Origin of the sequence: Halonatronum saccharophilum DSM 13868, from assembly GCF_000517025.1 — a bacterium.
GTDB lineage: Bacteria > Bacillota > Halanaerobiia > Halobacteroidales > Halobacteroidaceae > Halonatronum > Halonatronum saccharophilum.
Map to the genome: position 1 here is coordinate 316,820 of NZ_KI912097.1, position 18,733 is coordinate 335,552.

Consider the following 18,733-nt stretch of genomic DNA (forward strand, 5'->3'; position numbering starts at 1 on the left):
TATTCAAGAATTAATTGATTTCTTAGTTGAAAAAGGTAAAAATAGATTTTCTGATCCCGAAGGCTACGCTAAAGAAATCAAAAGAATTGCACGTAATTGCTATAATATTGACCGTGATATTCAAGATGCTGTTAATCTAACTTTAGAGACATCTTTAGATACAATTAAAGCTTTAAAAAGTAGTTTAAAACGTGTCAATAAAGCTATTGAGCGTGAAGTCTCTAAGTTTCAACAGACTCTAGATTCTATACCTGGTATTGGACCAATCTTCACTTCCGGTATAATTGCTGAAATTGGCAATATATCGAATTTTACTGATGAAGCTAAACTAGCTAAATACGCTGGCTTAGTTTGGAATCATAAGCAATCTAATGACTACAAAAGTGATGAAACTGGTATGAGTAAATATGGTAATAAATATCTCAGATATTACTTGATACAAGCTGCCAATTCAGTTAAAAACTATTGCCCTGAATATAAAGACTATTATTCTAAAAAGCACAAAGAGTCAACTAAACATAAACACAAGCGAGCATTAGTTTTGAGTGCTAGAAAGTTAGTACGGCTTATTTTCGTTCTGCTGCGCGATAATGTGCTTTATGATCCTTCCCAGTACCTCAATTCATCTGGAGGTGATTATCAGACCTAAAACCTCTAGACTTTTAGAGAATAGTCTATAAAGAATCTCTCTAAAATTAAGTTATTTAAGTTTACACCCAGATTTAATAACTTATTTTTAGTAATGTTATAACTAGCTATAGCTCTGTTAAATTTAACCATTTATACAGGGTATGGGTGTGCTATGCCTAATTTTAGGCAATTAACTGGGTAATTTTTGTTTAAATTTTCTCTTGACATATTACCCTACCACTTTCTCCTAGATATCAATATAGTATATTCGTAATAGCTACATTAGTTACTAATGAAAGTAATAAAATTTCACCTTATTACTACTTTCTAACCTGTGAATACTTTTTCTAATTTCAACCAGAATAATGACTAATAAGAAGGTGAAAAGGTGAAAACATCATTAACATTAACCGTTAAGTTTATAGCTACTTTTGTAGCCTTAGTAATGACCTTGTATCTTATAGATAATAACCCACTAGGTTGGATATTATGGGTTTCTATCTTAAGTACAGCCCTAAATTATATAATAGGTGACCTTATTATCTTCCCTTCCTATGGTAATATAACTGCTTCTATTGTAGATGGGATTACAATAGCTTTAGTAGCCTACTTCTTCTCTCTTTTTAATACCAAACTTTCTAATAAGCTCTACTGCAGTCTTTATTCTAGGATTAATTGTGGCAGCTTTTGAGTACTTCTTCCATAAATACCTAACTCGTTCTGAAGAGCTAGCACCATAGAATATGACAGTGTAGAATTTAAGAACAAAACTATCTATAATAGAGATAGGAGTTTCGTACCACTTAGTAATCCTATTAGGATAGTTGTCGTATAAATTAAATAGTGTATAATATAATTACGACAATAAACCTAAGGAATAGTGATCTGAAAAAACATACCCTATAAGTGGCACTCTTTTTTCCAGTGTCCATCTTATAGGGTACATTATATATGGCCATCTTCTCTTTTATTCTTTATTCTTTTTGCTCTTAACTATATTACCCACCATAGTTAAGTAGGTATTAAATAAGAACGAAAGGGCTGATGCAATTAATCAACCAATTACTGAAATTAAAATTACAATCCTGTGAATAAATACTGACACTACCTCCCTTACTGGGGCAATAGGTATAAAGGTAGTTACTGCTATAGGAACAAAAGCAGTAATTGCAACAGCTATGTAAGCGCTAGTCCACCAAAAGACCATCCACAACAATATTCCCAAACCACCTCTGGCTTGCCAAGTCAAACCAAGGGTAGGTATCAGCATAAGAAGCAAAAATAAAAAAGGTCCTATTAAGATATACCCTATCTTACCCTTAGCCATACCAAACTTGTCTACTATCTCCCTTGAATTTAACCTAGTCTTTTCACTAATCTTAACCCTCCTACTATTCTTTTCTCCCTTATTTATATTCTATAAAAGTAGAATTAAGCATACTTTACAGAAAAAATCTAATTTTCATAGAAATTATCAAGAATAACAAGGTAATTTGGCAGGTGAATTCAAATTTTAGGAGAAATCTATATATATAAATATTTCAAAGGGGGCTTATCTATGGAGAATAAAAAATTAAAGATCGGAAAATTAGCAAGTATCAGTAAGTTTAATATATCTGAGGTTGATTATTTAAGAGGAGTTAATGAATTTGAAGGGCTTATTATAGGAGTAGATAGTAACAGAATTGAGTTAGAGATAATTCACCCTAACCTTGACCTTAAAGAAATTGCTTTTATTAAGCTTAAAACACTATTAACCCTATCCTTTAAAGAAGATGATGGCTTATACCAACTTCCAGTTGAAGTAGATGGATTTAAAGGAGCTACTGTATTAATAATAATTCAAAAAGGACCCTTAAATAAGATACAAAGAAGAAAAGCAATTAGAATACCTATAAAACAACATATTAAATATAAAAAAAGCCAACAAGAAGAATTTAAAGATGGAAAGCTACAAGATATAAGTTTCATTGGTGCTAAAATACAAGTAGACAGCTTAAAGAAGATTAAAACGGGGGATCATATTAATCTACAATTAGACCTTCCATGCTTTAAAGAAAAAACATCTCTAAAAGGAAAAGTAGTCAGAATTGAGACTACTAAAGAAGGTCTTTACAACCTAGGTCTTCAATTTGTCGATTTATCTAATAACATAAAACAAAAGTTAGCAAGATGGATAATCCAAAAGCAAGGTTGAAAAATATAAAAATAGTGTCAGTGCTTCTAAATAAGATTGTAAATACCAAATTTAATCCCGCTGACACTTTATGATTAATTATTAATTACTAAGCTCATCTACTATATCAGTTATATTTCCATTTAAATTGATAATATTTTTATTTACCTCTTCAATATCCTGTACTAAAATATTAGATTGATTTGAAAGCTTCTTTACCTCATTAGCTACTACTGAAAAGCCTTTACCCCTATCGCCTGCCTTTACTGCTTCAATAGAAGCATTTAAAGCCAACATATTTAAACTTTTAGTTATCTTTTCAATCTGAGCTAGCAAAGTATTCACCCTCTGAGAATCACCTTCAATCTCTTGGTGAATATCATTTAAGTGTTTGATTACTTCATTAAGTATTTGGCCCTTCATTTGATTATATTCTTCTATTATATTAAAAACTAAAAAAGACCCTTCACCACTAATAAACTCTGTATTTTGGCCCTTATTTTCTTCTATTTTCTCTAACACTTCAGCTACCCCTGTCACTTCTAAAATTAAATCTAAACTTCTATCTTCAATAACCTCCATCATATTTAAGGTCCATTCTATTCCACAATCACGGGCCAACTCCATAGCCGGAGCCCCTTCATCTATATCAGCTACATATTTTACCTTAATTGAATCCATCTTTAAAAATATCTCTAATAGACTCTTTCCTATCTCGCCCCCACCTATAATTCCTAATTTTATCTCTTTCATCTCTTTATACCTCCATTTTTAAAAATCAAAAATAAAAAGCATTAAAATTTAAGCTAATTAACTTAAATTTTAATGCTTTTTATTTTTCTATATAATTTTAATTTATTTATCTTTTTTGTCAAAAAACAATAGCAACTCTTAGAGCTTATTCTTATATGCTAAAAGTATATTTTTAGTATATAAATTCACTAATCTCCTTTTGTTGACAGATATCTTCAAATTCAAAGTTAAGACCATATTTATAGCCATCATTATCATCCTTAGCCCAGATTACTTTAGCCATTAAAGAGGTAAATGATAGTCCAGCAAAACTAATATCGATTACTACCTTATCCTCTCTAATCCTATCCTTGCTATAAATCTTAGCACCAACAGTACTTATATCTTCAATAAAGCCTAAATAATCCTTTGACCCTTTTGAGATATTTACCTCCTTGTTAAACTTTACCCTTTTATAAGCCCTTCTTTCTATATATAAAGCTTTTCCAGCTAAATTTGCTGAACAAATAGATTCTCCACCTACTAATTCTTGCTCCTTAATATTAATTGGAATATGATATATTCCCTTATCTAACCTAAAGATTAATATCATATCTTTATCTATAGGTAAAGGTTCCATCTCCTCACCATCCAAGAGAGAAAATCTAATCTTAAGAGTCTTTCCTTCTATAACATCTTCAACCTTAACCAAATACTTTGTTTCTCCTATTGTTAATTCAAATCCAGACCCTTCTACATCAGTATCCTTTAATAATTTATTAATATCAAACCCCTTTACTATTTTAGCAAATGACATTATAATTCGCCTCCATATAATCAAATTCTATATGTAGATATAAAAATTAATTAAAACATTACGTCAATTCTAACTTTATCTATCATAATATTTATTTCTACAATTATCAATGTTTTCCTTCATAGAATATTACTTTTTAAAAAAAGTAAAGGTAGATAAAATATAGTTTGTCTTTAACCTTAATTTTCACCTTGATATATGTTAAAATTAATATACTTATTACTACAATACTTAAAACAAGGTGATATCTATGATTAACCAAAAACAAATCCTAAATATTTCAGCTTATGCTGGAGAGATTATCTTAAGTAATGGTGGAGAGATATATCGTACTGAAGATACAATATCTAGAATATGCAAAGCATATGGTATTAAATATGTAAATAGCTTAGTCACACCTACTGGAATCTTTATATCAGTAGATAATGGCGATGGTGATTCTGAAACTGTAGTTAGAAGAATACATAATAGGAGGATCAACTTAAATAAAATCAGCTTAGTCAATAACTTTTCCCGTAAATTAGAGAATGAACTTTTAAATTATCAAAAGGCTATGGAGGAGTTAGGGGCAATTGAATATGGAAGCCCTGAAACTAATCTAAAGGCTGGTGTCCTCCTTACTTCTTTAGGGGTATCTACAAATGTTATTATTATGAAAGAAAGTTATAACAACATCTTACCTGCCTTCTTAGCAACTTTAGCCTCTCAAATTGTGATTAAAAAGATTGGTTTTCTAAAAGATGTTAACTTCATCCCTGAAATAGCAGCAGGATTTATAGGTACTATAGTGTCACTTATTGCTTTTAATAATGGTTTAGGTGATAATCTGAGTATAATGATAGTAACTGCTATTCTACCTTTTGTACCAGGTGTCTCTTTAACCAATTCAATTCGTGATGCTATAAGTGGAGATCTAATCTCTGCAACAAGTCGAGGAATGGAAGCCTTTTTAATTGCTATTAGTTTAGCAGTTGGAGTAGCGTTAGCTTTGGGGGTGCTTAGATAATGAATATAATTTTTGAATTAATATCAGCCTTTATTATTGTCTTAACATTTGGGGCTATATTTGAATCTCCAAAAAGGAGTTTATGGCTTTTAGGTTTAACAGGTGCTATTAGTTGGGGGGGCTTCCTCCTCTCTCAACTTCTTATTAATCAGGTAGTTATATCTGCATTTATAGCTTCCATAATCGTTGGTATCTGCGGAGAGATCTTCGCTCGAGTTATGAAGTTACCAGTTACTGTCTTTGTAGTATGTGGCATAATCCCCTTAGTTCCTGGAGTCCCAGCCTATGATACTATGCTTCACTTAATAAATGGAGATTATATTAAAGGCGTTGAGAGAGGGGTTACTACCCTGCTCATTGCTGGTTCTATTGCTTTTGCTGTAGCTATTGTTGGAGCCTTTTCAAAATATTTTACAGAGATTAGAATGACAAAAAACTAATCCTTCTGGGCCAACTCTTCAATCCTACTTTGAACTAAATGATTGATAGTCCCTGGGGGATAACTACCATCCTCCAGTTTTTCTCCAGCTTCTTTACCCATCAATAATTTAATTCCTTCCTCTAGCTTAGTTATTGCCCAAATATTAAATTTACCTTCACTTACAGCCTGAATAACTTCATCTTTAAGCATAAGATTATCAACATTTTGAATCGGAATTATTACACCTTCATCTCCATTTAATCCTCTTCTATTACAGAGATCAAAGAAACCTTCTATCTTCTGATTTATACCGCCAACTGGCTGAATAAGACCTTTTTGATTAATAGACCCTGTCACAGCTATAGACTGCTTGATTGGTACTTTGGCTAAAGAAGAAAGGAGAACATATAGTTCAGCACTAGAAGCACTATCACCATCAATTGATGAATAGAGTTGTTCAAAGGATAAACTAGCTGATAGGGATAAAGGTACCTTTTGAGCATACCTTTCACCTAAATATCCAATTAAGGTCATAACACCTTTATTGTGGATCTTTCCACTCATCTTTGTCTCAGATTCGATATTAACTACACCTTTATTACCCTTATATACTGCTGATGTTATCTTAGTTGGGCGTCCAAAGGAATAGTCTCCTATCTCTAAGACTGACAAGCCATTTATCTCACCTATCTTCTCGCCCTCTGTGTCTACAAGTATCTTTCCTTCATCATACATCTTCTTTAATTTATCTTCATAGAAACTAGCCCGCTCTTCTCTCTCTTTGATCGCCTTCTTTATCTCTACTTCTGTGATTAGATCTTTTCCAGCTTTGTTGGCCCAAAGGTTAGCTTCTGTTAATATCTGTACAATAGAATTTAAAGAAGTTGATAACATAGTCTTACTTCCAGACCTTCTAGATGCATATTCAATCACTTTAGCAACACTACCTTTATCAAGAGCTAATATATCTTCATCCTTGCACTCTCTTTTTATAAATTCTATTAACCCAAAAACATTCTCCTTAGATCGTTCTACCTCCTTATCAAAATAAGCCTGAACCTTGAATAACTCTTTAAAGTCATTATCATAATAATAAAGAAGATTATAAAAGTTTAAATCACCTAAAATTATAACCTTTAGATCAACTTCAACTTCTTCAGCTTCTAAGGTAGCTAGAGGTATCTTATCAAAATCTTCACCTAAATTTCCTATTCTTAATTTTTTAGACTTTAATACCTTCTTTAATAAATGCCAAGATTTAAAGTTAGTCAATAGATCTTTAGCTTTTAAGATTAGATATCCTCCGTTTGCCTTATGGATAGCTCCTCCTTTTATATTATCAAAAATACTTACTAAATTGCCATCCTCACTTATATATTCTATCTTCCCACATAAATTGTAGTAGGTAGGATCATCTACAAAGACTACTGGTCCGCCTTCTACACCACTATTATCTACAATCAAATTAACCTTATAATTTTTAAGCAGATCTCTATCACCCTTCTCCTCAAAAGAGAATAATGAGCCACCTTCATCTTCCTCACCTATAAATAACTTTAATTTACTAAAAATATCATCACGAATCTGCTTTAATTGTTCTACTATACCATCAAATTGAGAATATTTTTCATAAAGGTGACCAAAATTATCTTTGAAAACTTCTACCAAAAAAACCCAATTTAATCTACCTATCTTCTTTTCTGCTTCTTCTTGTAGTAATTCAACTTTATATAAGGTCTCATCTAACATATTTTGTATCTCTTCAGTATCAGAATTTATATTATCTTGCTCTTCTTTAGGAAGGTTAAGATAATAATCTTCACTCATAGGCTCACCATCTTCTAAATAAGGTATTATCGAAAAACCTGCTCTTTCTTTCTCTAAGGAATACCCCATAGCTTCAACTCTAGATTTAAGATTATCTATCATCTCTTTTCTCTTATTATGTAATTTATCCTTTATCCTTCTTTTTTCCTTTAAATAATCATCTGAAGAGAATACCCTTTTTAAATCCTCTTTAACCTTCAACAGAGATTCTTCTAATTCACCTTTAAACTTCCTACCCAATCCACCTGGTAACTTTAATAATTTAGCCTGGCGATGATTATTAAAATCATAAGCATATAATAGATCATAAGCTTTTTCTCTTTTTCTAGCCTTCTTCTTTATCAAAGAGACTAGATATTCTAACTCTTTCTTTTCAGCAAAATTAACAACAAATATATTGTAACCCTCTTTATGAATATTTAAGCCTAAGTCCATAGCCTTAAGTCCTCTTTTCTGACCAATTATCTCTCTATAACCTTTAAGCTCTTCATCAATAATACAAGAGAAATCATCTAAGCTACATCTCTTAATTAAATCAGAAGGTACTAATCTATAATCCTTCATCTACTCCCCTCCTTTCACTAATAGTATATTTTAACATAACCTTTTTTGATAATAATTTTTATGAATTTTTCTCCCTTTTCTTGAATTTAATCTTCTTATATTGTGCAATATAAAATAAGGATAAAGGAGGAATTTAAAAGTTATGGATAAAAAAAATAAAATAATGGTTGCTGCTTTTGCTACAGTACCTTTGTTAATGGTTTTAGGAAATTCAATGCTAATACCAGAATTTCCTAAAATAAAATCAGCTTTAAATATTAATCAATTTCAAGTCGGTCTATTTATCACTCTATTCTCCATCTCTGCAGCCATTGCAATTCCTATCCTAGGTTATTTATCAGATAATTATGGAAGAAAGAAGGTAATAATTCCTTCTTTAGTTACTTATGGTTTAGGAGGGGCAATATCAGGTTTTTCAGCAGCTCTATTACAAGAAAATGCTTATTATCTAATACTTTTTGGTAGGGTTGTACAAGGAATAGGAGCAGCAGGAACCTACCCAATTGTAATTGCCTTGGTTGGTGATATATTCCAATCTAACGAAAGGAGTGAAGCTCTAGGGATAATAGAAGCTGCCAATGGACTAGGAAAGGTTCTAAGTCCTTTCTTAGGTGCTGCAGTTGCTTTAATAGTCTGGTATGCAATATTCTTTTCTTATGCTATATTAACAATACCTGTAACCCTAGGAATCTACTTTTTAGTAAAGGAACCTGAGGATAATACTAAAGACCAAAAGATAAAAGATTATCTAACAGAGATAAAAGAGATCTTTGAAAAAAAGGGCGTCTCTTTGGCTTTTAGCCTTTTAGCTGGAGTAACTGTACTATTCTTACTATTTGGAATACTATCTTATATCTCTGACATCTTTGAAACTGAATACAACTTAGTAGGATTAAAAAAAGGAGCTATAATCGCACTACCTATCTTATTAATGTCAATCAGCTCTTACCTTTCTGGTTTTTATCTTAAAAAGAAAGGAAAGCATTTTAAGAAAGTTATGGCTTTAGGTTTATTTATCGATGCTATATCTTTAGCAGTATTACCTTTTCTAGATGGACTAATATTATACCTAGTACTAATTGGACTACTAGGAATTGGCAATGGATTGGTCTTACCAGCTTTAAATACCTTGGTTACCAGTGCTGCAGAAAGTAGTCAACGTGGTGGAATTACCTCAATCTATGGTAGTGTAAGGTTTATCGGTGTAGCATTAGGGCCACCTACCTTTAGCTTACTAAATCGCATCAGCTCAACAGTTATGTTCTTAACAGCAGCAGCAATTGCTCTAACAGTCTCATTATTAACCTATATTTTTATTAAAGAGAATGTACTAGTACCCGACGACATAAAGAAGAAAGACCAAGATAATTAATTATCTTGGTCTTTCTTCTTATTAACATCCAAATATTTACTTATATAGTGGCTGTAATTATCAAATATCTTGAAATTAGACTTTACTGGATGTTTTCTGATTAACCAGATCAAGATTAAAATTAAAATAATCCAAAACCAATACATATCTTCACCCTTTCACTATTTTTTAAAAGTAACACATTGTAGTGATACAGTGTAGCTTTATTACTGGTGATGAGTAATCAGTAATGAGTAATGGGTAAAACCTTAAGAAAACAGAAACCCCTTTGTTACCTAAGACTTATAAGAGGTTTTGAGATTTTGACTTTACTCATTACTCTTCACTCATTACCCATTACTAGTGGCACGAAAGTGACACTTTATTACTATAATAAAAGAAAGCTATACAACCTATAAAAGAGTGCAGTAAGACCAGCGGCAAATAAAGGGCCAACAGGAACACCATCTAAAAATACAATACCAATAATTGACCCAAATAACATAGCTACTATAAGTTCGGGATTGCTATCTAGTAAAACCAAGCCTACACCTACCACCTTAGTTGCTATAAGACCACTTATCAAAGCAAATATACCTAAAACTGATTTATAACTACTAAATATGTCCCTAAGCGATAAGCTCCCATCGACCATAGGAACCATTACAGATATTAACAGAAATAAAAGACCAAGTTTTATTCCCTTCTCTTCTAAAGAAATTAATAAAAAGTCAAAACCACTAATTTTAATCAAAGCTAAAATAATACTTGCTAAAACTAAAAGCCCCGATTTAGCCAACAAACCTATAGATAAGATAACAAATAAGAAGATGTAACCTAAATCCACCAAACCAACCCCTCATAATACAATTAGTAAATGGAAAACCCTTTTAACTATCAGATCTAAATTAAAGTTCTTATTACTCTTAACCACTATTTATTAATTATAATATATGTTTAAAGAGAAAATAATAGAATATTAAAAAGCAAATTAATCTAAAGCTATCAGCAGTCTGAAATCTAAAAATCTAAACTTCTAAAGATCTAAATCAATTACCAATAACCAATAAAGCAAGAAGGATGAATCTTAAGATTCATCCTTCTTGCTTTATTATACTTCCATCTTTATAAAGGGGAAGCAACTTAATTTCAGTTTCATTATAGATATAATCTATATCTGCCTCTTTACCTAATTTAATTAAGTTTTGACCACTTCTAGAGCACTTCAAAAGATCTAATAAATCATTCTTATGTTGAAGGTAAAAGGATTTAGCTACTAATGCCTCATCACTAAGATTAAGATCTCTTTCTTTAAGCCTTGAGATTATTGCACCTGCAGTTATAAAATCATCTAAAGCAAAGTCACCTCGGATCCCTGCACAACAAAATAAAATTTCTTCTTTCTCTTTAATATAATCAATTATAGCTTTTATATTTAATAGTGAAGCTACCAAGACTTCTTGGGCATTGGCTAATCTAGAAAAACACCTTGTTCCATTAGTAGTAGTAAGTACAACTACCTTTGAACTCAATACCTCAGGTAGATAACTTCTAGGAGAATTCCCCAAATCAAATCCATCTACCTTAATACCTCCACGTTCTCCACAGATCAAATAATTTTGCCCTAGAGAAGATCTATGCTTTTTTGCTTCCTTAATACTTAAAACAGGAATCACCCGCTCTGCTCCACTATCTAAAGCCTTTATAATAGTACTAGTAGCCCTTAAAGTATCTATTACTATAGCTGTCTTCCCTTCACTAACCTCTTCATTAATCATATCTGCTGAAAATACTAAATCAACCTTCACTACAACTCCTCCTATCTTTATAACAGTTAATAATTAGTTATTATATCATAGAACTTAATAGCAATCTAGTCTCACTTTCGCGCTACTCTACTTCTTAATAGTTCCTAGCTATTAGCCAAACCTTCACCTTTGAAGTAAAATTCAAAGTTCTTGAGCTAAAATCCAGTAGCTAGAAGCTAATAAAGCTATGCTTTATTCCTTACAAGTCCATCTCTAATATAGTATCCCTATCTTCACCAATATTTAAAGCCATCTTTAAGGTGTCTCCACGAAGACCATTTCTTAAAGATTCTAAAGCCAATATCTCTTCCACATTGATATTCCCTAGATTAACATTATTTCCAAGCATCTCAATAAAATAGACCTGTTGTTTCTTAAGTGGTGCCTCCCAAATAATATCCATAGGGTGGGGAGCCTCTAATAATATCTTCTTTAACTTAAATTCATCAGCTTTTCCTTCCTCATCATAAATAGAAACACCTTTTCCTGATTCTCTAGCCTCTATAATTACCTTATATGCTCCATCACTTAAATCCCTTTTTAACTGCTTAATCATCTGACTAACCTTAAATTCACTCTTCCCATCCTTTTTTCCAATCTCAGATAAGACCTTAAAGCCCATACTTTTAGCTTTTTTAATAATCATAGACCTTAAGTTACTAGTTAAATTGATAGTACCATCAGAAACCTCAACTGCAGTAAAACCTAAATCTTTGGCCCTCTTAAGATACTCTTCAAATTTATTTTGTACTATAGCAACCTCTAAGAAGGTACCTCCAGGATAAATATCAATACCATAACTCTTTACTAATTCTATCTTCTCCCTTAAAAGATCATCTGGATATAAGGCAGAGGTTCCAAAACTTAACTTTAAAAACTCTATATATTCAGCTCCAACCTCTAATAAATCCTTGGTCTGATTAAGACCCAAACCCTTATCAATAACCATAGTTAAACCATTTCTCCTTGGCTTCTCTTCCCTCCCTACCAAAGGAAACTCAATATCTAAACCCCAACCATTATTTGAAATTTTACTCATTTTATACACCTCTAATCTTAATTATTATACTAAACAACAAAAAAGAAATTCAAGAAAAAATCCCATTTACTCTCTTAAACTTTAAATATCATAACTTCATACCTATAAATATTAGAGCTACTCCAGTCATAATGACTACCATCTGCAAAAGAGAAAATTTACCTGCCAAACCTATCAAACCTAATGTTGTCACTAAGATCATTATAGTTGGGCCAACCAAAGCTAAGATCGAATTAATTTGGAAAGCAATCTCCTTAGAATTATATTTAAACATTAAAAAAGCAGCTAGTAATTCTATACTTCCTGATATAACTCTCAACATTGACATCCCTAATACTATCCGATCTCTTATAATAAACATATTATTCCTCCATATCTCTTTTCTCTTCTCTTTATACTTTGAATACTTATTAACAATATCATCTATATATCTATACTCAAAGAAAATATAAAATATGAAAATCAATAAATATAAAAGAGGTAAGGAAGTTGTCTTTGCAACTTTCTTACCTCTTTTTTATATTTATCTCTTATAATTTGCTTCAAACTTTAGCCTAGCCTCACTAAATTCAATCTTTGCATCTGGATTTACCTCACAAGGAAGAGCAATGCTTTTTATAATTCTATCACCCTTACCTTTAACAAGAATGCTCTCTTCACTTAATAAAACCTCTGCTTCTTCTAAGTCTTTAGAATCTAATTTCATATCTACTTTTAAACTATTATCACCCTCTTTTATCTTCACAGTAGATTCCATACCCTCACTATCTAAGTTAAACTTAGCTAATTGACCTTTTAACTTATCAATTTCACTAAAAGGAGCCCAAGAATGATCTTTTCCCATTTTAAGACCTCCCTAATATATTATCTTCTCATCTCCACCATAATACATTCATCAATTATAGCCTTTAAACCTTTTTTCTTACAGTACTCCCTTGCACCTTCAAAGTCAGATCCTGGTTGCACCCAAATATAATCAATCTCTAAATTTTGAACTTGATCTACAATCTTTTTTGTAATCTTTGGTGGTACAACAATTATAACCTCTTTAATAGCTAAAACTATAAATACAGAGATCATCATCAACTTATCTGTCAATGGATCTAACAACCTACCTAATTTAGAAAATTGATTATACTTTCTTGCTATATACCCATCGAAGACATCAGTAAGACCCAAAATAGAGAATATTATCCCTGCTATTAGCAAATTATATTCTACTTAACTAAATAAAAAGAATAAAAATACGGGTTAAAACAATTCAACTCAGGGTTAAGATATTTGCAATACTCATATAAATTTCTCTTCATATTACATATTCTGTTATTATAGCTTATTTGCAAAACAAAATAAAATTACACAAAACAAGTGTAATTTTATTTTAATTCTATTCTTTAATAATTTTCCCCTTTGTTACTTCTTTACTAATCTGCCTAAAACCCTTATCTAATTCCACTCGCAAACTCACCTTATTATAACAACCTGGACAAACTAGTTTCTTATTTATTAAGTAAGCATAATCTTCATTTCCATAAGAACGCTGCAGATCATAGCTCTTTCTAAAGACGGAATCTATCTTCTGGCTGCACTTATCACATTCTACTTTCAACTTTATTATATCTTTCCCTTCAGAAGTTGAAGTATTAGCTAGTATTTTCTTTAATTTAGAGAGTAAACCCATTTAGAAACACCTCACCAAGCTAATATTTTATAGCAAATCTAATATGATCTCCTGTTGCTTCTATCCACTCTACATCAATCTCTTCTATCTCGGCACCAGAAGGACCTACTTTAAGATAATCAACCAGCTTATTTAAAGACTCTTCTTCACCTTCACCTACAAGCTCAATTGTACTTCCAGTAGTATTTCTTATATATCCTGTTATCCCCAATTGAGTAGCTTTTTGATGGGTGTTAGCTCTATAACCCACTCCTTGAATCTTACCTTTAATCAAAACCTTAATCGCCTTATTAGACTTATTAGACATAAAATTCCTCCTAATTTTTTATTATAATCTACATTATTACATCTAGTAAAAGACTCTAAATACACTCTTCTATAGAAAGAAGAAATATCCTCCCTTATGTTAAAAAAGGCTTCACTCTCTTATAATAGCATAAAACAACCATTATAGCTATATCATAAATTAAAAAATATAACCAGCTCATCATTTTAATAGATAACCTGGTTATATTTTGATTTAAATCCTAAATTTCTTTTCCTTTTCAAAGAGATTACCCTAATAATTTACCAAGAGTTTCTTTAACTTTCTCAGGTTTAATTGGCTTTACTATAAAATCTTTAGCACCTGCTTCGATAGCTTCTAAAACCATAGGCTTTTGGCCCATAGCACTACAAACAACTATTTTAGCATTAGGATCAAAATCCATAATTCCTCTAGTCGCTTCAATACCATCCATACCAGGCATAGTAATATCCATAGTTACTAGGTCAGGCTTTAACTCCTTATATCTTTCTATAGCTACCTCTCCATTTTCTGCAGTTCCTACAACCTCATACCCATTCTCCTCAACTATCTTCGTCAGCATTGTTCTCATAAAATTAGCATCATCAGTAATTAATATTCTTTTAGCCATTCTTTACCCCTCCCATAATATATAAAAAATTTCATAGTTTTAACCCTTTTAAACATTGTATGTAGACATATATATTTTATTATAATTAGTAGAAAAAATCAAGAAAATAAAAAATCTTTAATGATCATAATTATTAATTATTGGTTCATTTCTATTTTTAGGTCTTATCCTCTCCTAATTTAATTCTTTTAACTATATCTAAATAATCTAATAATATCAATCCACGCCCATTTATTCTATACCTTTCTTCAGCAATATTCTTATATTTAATACTCTTACGACCTCCCTTCAAACTACTTTCCCAAGAAGACCTTAACTTACTAAAAGGTAAATAGTATGTCTCATTTAAAGTTATAAAATGAATTATTAAAAAAGAAATACCTCCATTCCTATCCCAATTATCTAGAAAATAATATTGATGCTCTTTTACATTACTTAAATCAAAACGAGTTTCTACCTTTGTCTCCTTGGCATCAAAAGCAATAGATACCCCATTAAAAATTCCTATATAATCAACTGTAGATTTTTTCTCATAAAAAGCACTTTTGATCTTACCAGTTCTTTGGTTGATATCAAGAACTTTTACTGGGGTAGGTATCTTTTGAATCAATGCTTCTCCCTGAAAGGAGTACTGCTTATTACTAACCTCTATCATATTTTCTAATCCATAACCTCTTCCTCCATAATACATCAAATACACTCCCTAAAACGAACCACTTCTCTATTTGGTTTCATCTCTTACCATCAATATCTAGACTATTCTCCTAAAAGAATTTCTAAATCAAAAGCTAATAGATTATACTCTAAAAAATCATTCCGTGAAGCTAAAAGATACACTATACCTCCCTGATCATCAAAGATTATTTGATGAATATACTTATTGAAATAAAACCTATCTTTTAATTTATAATCATCTAAAGAAAATACTTTGAATTGTTTATCTTCATATGCAACCAATACAATTCCTTTATCTTTAACTAATAAAAAATCACTCGGATAGATGTTTCCGTTAAAAACCCCTTTTGGTTTTAACTCTTTAGAATTTAATTCAAATAAATTAATACCAAAAGGAGATTCATTAGTCAACAACAAATAACTACCTTTATCAAAACTCCATTCCTTTATGATATCTATAAACTGCATATCAAGTTTATAGATAGGATCATTAATATCATCAAATTTATAAACTAAAGGTTCTCCTAAATAAGGATCAACTATTAAATAATCCTCTCCCAATGCCTTTATTTTTTCTCCTATTAATCTGGATTCCCCTTCTTTGAACTCCCATTTTCTGTCAATCGCCCACTTAGAGACATTAAACTTCAGCAAACTATCCAAATTATCTAATAGTACATATATATTCCCTTCTCTAAAATCAATATCCTTAATAGAGTCACCAAAGTTATATTCAATAATATTATCAGTTGAAATATCTAATACTCTAATACTTTCGCTCCCACCTTGTGCTAATACTAAATAATCATCTCCTAAAAATAACCTATCTACATTAAATCCTAAAGAAATCTTATCTATTAAATCCTGTTCCTCAGTATTTAAAATTAATAGTTCTTCTTTTTCATTAACTAGATAGATTTTTTTACCTTGAGAGTCTATAACTAAATCCACAATCCTATCTCCTACTGGGGTTCTCTTAACACCCTCTAAGAGAGTATATAGAGTTTTTTGGTTACTTAAAGAGAAATAACCTTGTTCATTTATCACCATTATTTGGTATGTGTAAAATTTTTCTTCCTCTATCTCTTTATCAATAAAATAAGGCTCTTGGCTTTCTTTTACTTCTCCTACTACTACAGTACTCTCATCTATATACCTATTCTCACTCCTAAATATCATATAGCTATAGAACCCTTCACCTTTATATTCACTCCACTCTAATTCAACTCCACTATCTAAAGAAGTAGTAGCAACCTCTTTGAGAATGACACTATCTGGGGGATTGCCTATAACTGAAAAAGAAAATTCATAAGAAACCTCATCACCTCTTCTATTACTTACTAATAGATTTATTGTATAATCTCCTGGCTCTTGAGGTGTCAAATAAATGACTTCACTCTCACCTTGTGTTATAAAATCTCCGCCATCACTACTCCAATAATAATCCAATTCTCCATTGTAATAATCAGATAACTCAACTTCAAATGAAACCTCACTATTTCCTAAAAAATGCCCACTCCTTAGATAAAAGGGTGAATCGACTCTAAAGTCCTTAATCACCAAAGATTCATTACAACCTGATAAAAATAAGAAAATTAAGAGAACCATAAAAATATATGCTTTAGTAGATTTAAACATCATATTACCTTCCTTATAGATAGCCTGTTATAGAATTTCATAAAGCTTATACTTATATTTTAATTTAAACTATTTATACCCTAAAAAAATTGCAACACACTAAAAATAATTTTTACTAATATATAATTTCTAGATTCTTATCTATTTACCTTCACCACAACTCAATTATTTCTATAAACTATCTCTGGATCTATATGAACTAGAATCTCTTCGACATTAGGATTTAATTTTTTTATCTTTTCTTTAACCAAAACAGCTACTTTATGCCCTTCAATAACAGTTAAATCATCTTCTACAACAACAGCTAAATCTATATAAAGATGAGGTCCATAAGCTCTCAGCTTTATATCTCCAACTTCAATTACATTCTCTAAGCTTTTAACCTGTCTAATTATATCCTCACGTTTCTCTTGATTTGGAACAGCATCCATAAGTTCATCAATTGCTTCTAGTAAAATCTCAACACCTACTTTAATAATAAATAAAGCAACAACCAAACTAGCAATTGAATCGGCTATTGGATAACCTATCATAGCTCCACCAATACCTACCATAGCTGCTACTGAAGATAAAGCATCTGAACGATGGTGATAAGCATCAGCAATTAATGTCTTATTGTTGGTCCTCCTCCCTATACTGACAATATAGTGATATAATATTTCTTTAATTGCAATGGATAAAACGGCAACTACCAAAGCTGCATTTGTAGGTATTGAAATCTCTCTATATAATATATTTGTTACCGACCCTCTAGCAAGACCTAATCCTGTTAATATCAATATTATACCCAATAGTTTGGTAGCAATAGATTCAGCCTTCCCATGTCCATAAGGATGTTCTTTATCAGGAGGTTGACTGGATATCTTCACACTAACTATTACTATAACCGTAGAAATAACATCAGAAACTGAATGGAATCCATCAGCAACCAAAGCCCTACTACCTGATATATATCCTACTACAATCTTTATAATAGATAGGAATATATTCAATGTTAAACTTATATACCCTACCTTCTTAGCCATATCATACCTTTTTTTATCCATTATTACTTCACCCCTCTATATCTTTCCCCATATATTATTCTCTTATTAATAAATTTAGAGTTTTAGATTTATCTTTATAAATGGATGAACCCTAGAAAAAGAATAAGATTCTAGGGCCAACATCTTAAAGCTAAAATCTTATTAAATTTAGAAAAATAATCTATCATTAAGATATCATAACAATTATTTTTTGTCAATATCTACTCAGACTTACACCTTAAGTTTAAGAATAATTACACATAAATGATTTGTATTAAAAAGATACTATTATTAATGAAAAAATAGTTTACAACGTTCCTAACTTAATAGAAATTAGAATAATTTTATTCTTTTTCAACTAACTAAGTACTGATTTATTCTTAAATAATCATATTTGGGTATATAATATAAATATGATAGAATAAA

At 30.9% G+C, this 18,733-nt stretch carries 22 protein-coding genes; 6 read left to right on the forward strand and 16 right to left on the reverse strand.

The genetic code is table 11. The features are described from left to right. On the forward strand, positions 1-649 hold a 649-nt coding region (locus HALSAC_RS15980; protein ID WP_035571907.1), incomplete at its 5' end, for an IS110 family RNA-guided transposase. A 369-nt stretch (positions 650-1,018) separates the two neighbouring features. Next, entirely contained in the window at positions 1,019-1,321 is a 303-nt protein-coding gene (locus HALSAC_RS15985; RefSeq protein WP_084804511.1) for a DUF2512 family protein, read from the forward strand. A gap of 363 nt (positions 1,322-1,684) precedes the next feature. On the opposite strand, the gene HALSAC_RS0112745 is transcribed toward HALSAC_RS15985, so the two are convergent. Beyond that, positions 1,685-1,957 carry a hypothetical protein gene (locus HALSAC_RS0112745; RefSeq protein WP_027340581.1) on the reverse strand — a complete coding sequence of 91 codons (273 nt, stop codon included), beginning with the start codon at positions 1,955-1,957 and terminating at the stop codon, positions 1,685-1,687. 231 nt (positions 1,958-2,188) lie between these two features. On the opposite strand from HALSAC_RS0112745, the gene HALSAC_RS0112750 reads away from it, so the two are divergent. Beyond that, on the forward strand, positions 2,189-2,827 hold the full coding sequence (locus tag HALSAC_RS0112750; RefSeq protein ID WP_027340582.1) for a flagellar brake protein: 639 nt from the start codon (positions 2,189-2,191) through the stop codon (positions 2,825-2,827). Positions 2,828-2,908: 81 nt separating this feature from the next. Here the strand turns inward: HALSAC_RS0112750 and HALSAC_RS17705 are convergent, their stop codons facing one another. After that, complete coding sequence (locus tag HALSAC_RS17705) at positions 2,909-3,559, reverse strand: methyl-accepting chemotaxis protein (RefSeq protein WP_027340583.1); 651 nt, start codon at positions 3,557-3,559, stop codon at positions 2,909-2,911. A gap of 172 nt (positions 3,560-3,731) precedes the next feature. Beyond that, positions 3,732-4,355, reverse strand: a complete 624-nt coding sequence (locus HALSAC_RS0112760) for a PilZ domain-containing protein (RefSeq protein WP_027340584.1) — start codon at positions 4,353-4,355, stop codon at positions 3,732-3,734. Positions 4,356-4,605: 250 nt separating this feature from the next. Here HALSAC_RS0112760 and HALSAC_RS0112765 point away from each other — a divergent pair, with 250 nt between their 5' ends. Continuing rightward, on the forward strand, positions 4,606-5,361 hold the full coding sequence (locus HALSAC_RS0112765) for a threonine/serine exporter family protein (protein ID WP_027340585.1): 756 nt from the start codon (positions 4,606-4,608) through the stop codon (positions 5,359-5,361). Continuing rightward, a complete protein-coding gene (locus tag HALSAC_RS0112770; protein ID WP_027340586.1) occupies positions 5,361-5,801 on the forward strand; it encodes a threonine/serine exporter family protein in 441 nt (146 codons plus the stop codon). Before HALSAC_RS0112765 ends, HALSAC_RS0112770 begins: the two co-directional genes overlap by 1 nt. Here HALSAC_RS0112770 and HALSAC_RS0112775 read toward each other — a convergent pair. Continuing rightward, positions 5,798-8,173: a Lon protease family protein gene (locus tag HALSAC_RS0112775; RefSeq protein ID WP_027340587.1), complete on the reverse strand. Its 2,376-nt coding sequence runs from the start codon at positions 8,171-8,173 to the stop codon at positions 5,798-5,800. The genes HALSAC_RS0112770 and HALSAC_RS0112775 overlap by 4 nt on opposite strands. Before the next feature lie 142 nt (positions 8,174-8,315). On the opposite strand from HALSAC_RS0112775, the gene HALSAC_RS0112780 reads away from it, so the two are divergent. Beyond that, positions 8,316-9,545, forward strand: a complete 1,230-nt coding sequence (locus HALSAC_RS0112780) for an MFS transporter (protein ID WP_027340588.1) — start codon at positions 8,316-8,318, stop codon at positions 9,543-9,545. Between the two features lie 367 nt (positions 9,546-9,912). On the opposite strand, the gene HALSAC_RS0112790 is transcribed toward HALSAC_RS0112780, so the two are convergent. The 12 genes from HALSAC_RS0112790 to HALSAC_RS0112845 all read right to left on the reverse strand — a co-directional run bounded on the left by HALSAC_RS0112790 (position 9,913) and on the right by HALSAC_RS0112845 (position 18,328). Further along, on the reverse strand, positions 9,913-10,371 hold the full coding sequence (locus tag HALSAC_RS0112790; RefSeq protein WP_035571909.1) for a DUF441 domain-containing protein: 459 nt from the start codon (positions 10,369-10,371) through the stop codon (positions 9,913-9,915). Positions 10,372-10,618: 247 nt separating this feature from the next. Continuing rightward, positions 10,619-11,332, reverse strand: coding sequence for a 2-phosphosulfolactate phosphatase (locus tag HALSAC_RS0112795; RefSeq protein ID WP_027340590.1), 714 nt, complete (start codon positions 11,330-11,332; stop codon positions 10,619-10,621). 199 nt (positions 11,333-11,531) lie between these two features. Continuing rightward, on the reverse strand, positions 11,532-12,371 hold the full coding sequence (gene comA / locus HALSAC_RS0112800; protein WP_027340591.1) for a phosphosulfolactate synthase: 840 nt from the start codon (positions 12,369-12,371) through the stop codon (positions 11,532-11,534). A gap of 88 nt (positions 12,372-12,459) precedes the next feature. After that, positions 12,460-12,732: a YqhV family protein gene (locus tag HALSAC_RS0112805; protein WP_027340592.1), complete on the reverse strand. Its 273-nt coding sequence runs from the start codon at positions 12,730-12,732 to the stop codon at positions 12,460-12,462. Between the two features lie 162 nt (positions 12,733-12,894). Then, positions 12,895-13,215, reverse strand: a complete 321-nt coding sequence (locus HALSAC_RS0112810; RefSeq protein WP_027340593.1) for a hypothetical protein — start codon at positions 13,213-13,215, stop codon at positions 12,895-12,897. 20 nt (positions 13,216-13,235) lie between these two features. Next, positions 13,236-13,580, reverse strand: coding sequence for a CDP-alcohol phosphatidyltransferase family protein (locus HALSAC_RS16645; RefSeq protein ID WP_027340594.1), 345 nt, complete (start codon positions 13,578-13,580; stop codon positions 13,236-13,238). 178 nt (positions 13,581-13,758) lie between these two features. Next, positions 13,759-14,052, reverse strand: a complete 294-nt coding sequence (locus tag HALSAC_RS0112820) for a hypothetical protein (RefSeq protein ID WP_027340595.1) — start codon at positions 14,050-14,052, stop codon at positions 13,759-13,761. 19 nt (positions 14,053-14,071) lie between these two features. Beyond that, on the reverse strand, positions 14,072-14,359 hold the full coding sequence (locus tag HALSAC_RS0112825; protein ID WP_027340596.1) for an acylphosphatase: 288 nt from the start codon (positions 14,357-14,359) through the stop codon (positions 14,072-14,074). Positions 14,360-14,606: 247 nt separating this feature from the next. After that, positions 14,607-14,969 carry a response regulator gene (locus HALSAC_RS0112830; RefSeq protein WP_027340597.1) on the reverse strand — a complete coding sequence of 121 codons (363 nt, stop codon included), beginning with the start codon at positions 14,967-14,969 and terminating at the stop codon, positions 14,607-14,609. 157 nt (positions 14,970-15,126) lie between these two features. Beyond that, positions 15,127-15,660 carry a Holliday junction resolvase RecU gene (locus tag HALSAC_RS0112835; protein ID WP_027340598.1) on the reverse strand — a complete coding sequence of 178 codons (534 nt, stop codon included), beginning with the start codon at positions 15,658-15,660 and terminating at the stop codon, positions 15,127-15,129. 65 nt (positions 15,661-15,725) lie between these two features. Next, positions 15,726-17,282 carry a PKD domain-containing protein gene (locus HALSAC_RS0112840; RefSeq protein WP_027340599.1) on the reverse strand — a complete coding sequence of 519 codons (1,557 nt, stop codon included), beginning with the start codon at positions 17,280-17,282 and terminating at the stop codon, positions 15,726-15,728. 161 nt (positions 17,283-17,443) lie between these two features. Further along, on the reverse strand, positions 17,444-18,328 hold the full coding sequence (locus tag HALSAC_RS0112845; protein ID WP_027340600.1) for a cation diffusion facilitator family transporter: 885 nt from the start codon (positions 18,326-18,328) through the stop codon (positions 17,444-17,446). Positions 18,329-18,733: the final 405 nt, after the last annotated feature.

Excerpts from the sequence above, each read along its gene's own strand:
- HALSAC_RS0112825 (WP_027340596.1), bottom strand. The coding sequence starts at position 14,359 with ATGTCTAATAAGTCTAATAAGGCGATTAAGGTTTTGATTAAAGGTAAG.
- HALSAC_RS0112745 (WP_027340581.1), bottom strand. The coding sequence starts at position 1,957 with ATGGCTAAGGGTAAGATAGGGTATATCTTAATAGGACCTTTTTTATTT.
- HALSAC_RS0112810 (WP_027340593.1), bottom strand. The coding sequence starts at position 13,215 with ATGGGAAAAGATCATTCTTGGGCTCCTTTTAGTGAAATTGATAAGTTA.
- HALSAC_RS0112765 (WP_027340585.1), top strand. The coding sequence starts at position 4,606 with ATGATTAACCAAAAACAAATCCTAAATATTTCAGCTTATGCTGGAGAG.
- HALSAC_RS17705 (WP_027340583.1), bottom strand. The coding sequence starts at position 3,559 with ATGAAAGAGATAAAATTAGGAATTATAGGTGGGGGCGAGATAGGAAAG.
- HALSAC_RS0112750 (WP_027340582.1), top strand. The coding sequence starts at position 2,189 with ATGGAGAATAAAAAATTAAAGATCGGAAAATTAGCAAGTATCAGTAAG.
- HALSAC_RS0112820 (WP_027340595.1), bottom strand. The coding sequence starts at position 14,052 with ATGGGTTTACTCTCTAAATTAAAGAAAATACTAGCTAATACTTCAACT.
- HALSAC_RS0112760 (WP_027340584.1), bottom strand. The coding sequence starts at position 4,355 with ATGTCATTTGCTAAAATAGTAAAGGGGTTTGATATTAATAAATTATTA.
- HALSAC_RS0112845 (WP_027340600.1), bottom strand. The coding sequence starts at position 18,328 with ATGGATAAAAAAAGGTATGATATGGCTAAGAAGGTAGGGTATATAAGT.
- HALSAC_RS0112840 (WP_027340599.1), bottom strand. The coding sequence starts at position 17,282 with ATGTTTAAATCTACTAAAGCATATATTTTTATGGTTCTCTTAATTTTC.
- HALSAC_RS0112770 (WP_027340586.1), top strand. The coding sequence starts at position 5,361 with ATGAATATAATTTTTGAATTAATATCAGCCTTTATTATTGTCTTAACA.
- HALSAC_RS0112775 (WP_027340587.1), bottom strand. The coding sequence starts at position 8,173 with ATGAAGGATTATAGATTAGTACCTTCTGATTTAATTAAGAGATGTAGC.
- HALSAC_RS0112780 (WP_027340588.1), top strand. The coding sequence starts at position 8,316 with ATGGATAAAAAAAATAAAATAATGGTTGCTGCTTTTGCTACAGTACCT.
- HALSAC_RS0112830 (WP_027340597.1), bottom strand. The coding sequence starts at position 14,969 with ATGGCTAAAAGAATATTAATTACTGATGATGCTAATTTTATGAGAACA.
- HALSAC_RS0112805 (WP_027340592.1), bottom strand. The coding sequence starts at position 12,732 with ATGTTTATTATAAGAGATCGGATAGTATTAGGGATGTCAATGTTGAGA.
- comA (WP_027340591.1), bottom strand. The coding sequence starts at position 12,371 with ATGAGTAAAATTTCAAATAATGGTTGGGGTTTAGATATTGAGTTTCCT.
- HALSAC_RS0112835 (WP_027340598.1), bottom strand. The coding sequence starts at position 15,660 with ATGTATTATGGAGGAAGAGGTTATGGATTAGAAAATATGATAGAGGTT.